Here is a 1,628-nt window from a genome sequence, read left to right as displayed (position 1 = left end):
GAGACAGGGACCGCGATTAGTCGTCGCCGCGCAGGATCGCGATCAGGCGCAGCATCTCCATGTAGATCCAGACCAGCGCCACGGTGAGCCCGAAGGCCGCCCGCCAGGACTCGCGCTGCGGCGCGCCCTGGGCGATGGCCTCCTCGACCGCCGCGAAGTCCAGCGACAGGAAGAACGCGCCCAGGCCGATGCCGACCAGGCCGACCACGATGCCCAGCGGCCCTGAACGCAGCCCCATGTCGGCGCCGAACGCCATCGCGACCATGTTGACCAGCATCAGCAGCACGAAGCCGATGGCGATCGTGATGCCGATCCGCTGGTAGCGCGCGGTGACCCTGATCCTGCCGCTCTTGTACGCGAACAGCGTCGCCGCGAAGACCGCCGCCGTGCCCAGCACCGCCTGGAGCACGATGCCGTTCAGCACGGTGTTGAAGACATGTGAGATGGCGCCCATCGCGAAGCCCTGGAAGGCCGCGTAGGTCAGGATCAGCGGCGGGCTGACGCTGCGCTTGAAGGCGATGACCAGGTAGACGATGAAGGCGACCACCGAGGCGCCGGCGGCGTAGCCGTAGTGCTCGAACGGCAGCGCGAACCAGGCCACCGCGCCGGCGGCGACCAGGGTCAGCAGCGTCATCGCGGTGCGCGCGACCACGTCGTCGAGCGTCATCCGCCCGGTGGCGGCGGGGCCGGCCGACGGCCCGTTGTACATCTCGTACAGCTGCTCGTCGGTCAGCGGGCCCTGCGCCTGCGGCTGCTGGGCGTAAGGGGTCCCCGCGTAGGGGTTGTTGCCGTACTGGCCCCCGGCCTGCGTGGTGGTACCGAACCCCGCGTAGCCGGGCTCGCGGGTGAAGGACCCCTCCCGCGAGAAGACCGGGTTGCTGCTTCTCATTGCACATTCCCTCCGTGGCGGCACTGCACCGCCCAGCCACCAGGGTAATGGCTTGGCAAAAATATCGGGATACGCCGCGAGGAGGATCACTGAACGACTCCCGGCGGGGACGCCGTCGGCGCCCCCCCGAGTCGAGCGGTGCCCGGAGCCGGACTCGAACCGGCACGGCCTCGCGGCCAAGCAGTTTTAAGCTGCCCGTGTCTGCGTTCCACCATCCGGGCGTCCTGTGGACGGGCCGCTCCATCGGCCGGAGAAGAAACGCTCCACCCCCGGTGCGGGCCACCCCAGAGCCTAGTCGCCCGCCTCACTCTTTCGCATGTTCCCAGCCAGGGAAGTTGTCATGTTTCCTTGCGATCTGACGAACAGTCCGCAATTCGGCCACGAAGTGCACGAGTTCCGGCCACCGACCCGCGCTCAGGGTCGGCGTCATACCCCAGGAGGAGGGCGTCACCTGGCCGTACGCCCAGCGGCGGTCAGGCCAACCGTCCGGCGGAGCGACGAGAACTCATGATCACACGGCGGAGCATGGAGGTACGGCCGGGCGCCCCTGGCGGCCCGGCCGTCCAGGCGCCCAGCGCGTCTCCCGCAGCCCGCGACCACCAAGGAGCACCCCCGTGACCACGTCGACCGCAACCGCCGTCCGGACCGGCCTGGCGGCCGCCCGCGCCACCGGCCTCAACAAGGTCTACGGGGACGGGGAGACCCGCGTCGTGGCCCTCGACAACGTCAGCGTCGACTT

At 69.7% G+C, this 1,628-nt stretch carries 1 protein-coding gene and 1 tRNA gene; both read right to left on the bottom strand.

Annotated features, from left to right (window positions below):
• Positions 1-16: 16 nt before the first annotated feature.
• The gene (locus ACFV6I_RS39575; RefSeq protein ID WP_380431142.1) at positions 17-889 is read right to left on the bottom strand and encodes a Bax inhibitor-1/YccA family protein; all 873 of its coding nucleotides are present in this window, start codon (positions 887-889) and stop codon (positions 17-19) included.
• A gap of 139 nt (positions 890-1,028) precedes the next feature.
• Positions 1,029-1,110, bottom strand: a tRNA-Leu gene (locus ACFV6I_RS39570).
• Between the last annotated feature and the right edge of the window lie 518 nt (positions 1,111-1,628).

It is taken from the genome of Kitasatospora sp. NPDC059803 (genome assembly GCF_042732255.1).
Classification (GTDB): domain Bacteria; phylum Actinomycetota; class Actinomycetes; order Streptomycetales; family Streptomycetaceae; genus Kitasatospora.
Note: the sequence above shows the minus strand (reverse complement) of the source record. Positions and strands in the feature narration are given on the sequence as shown.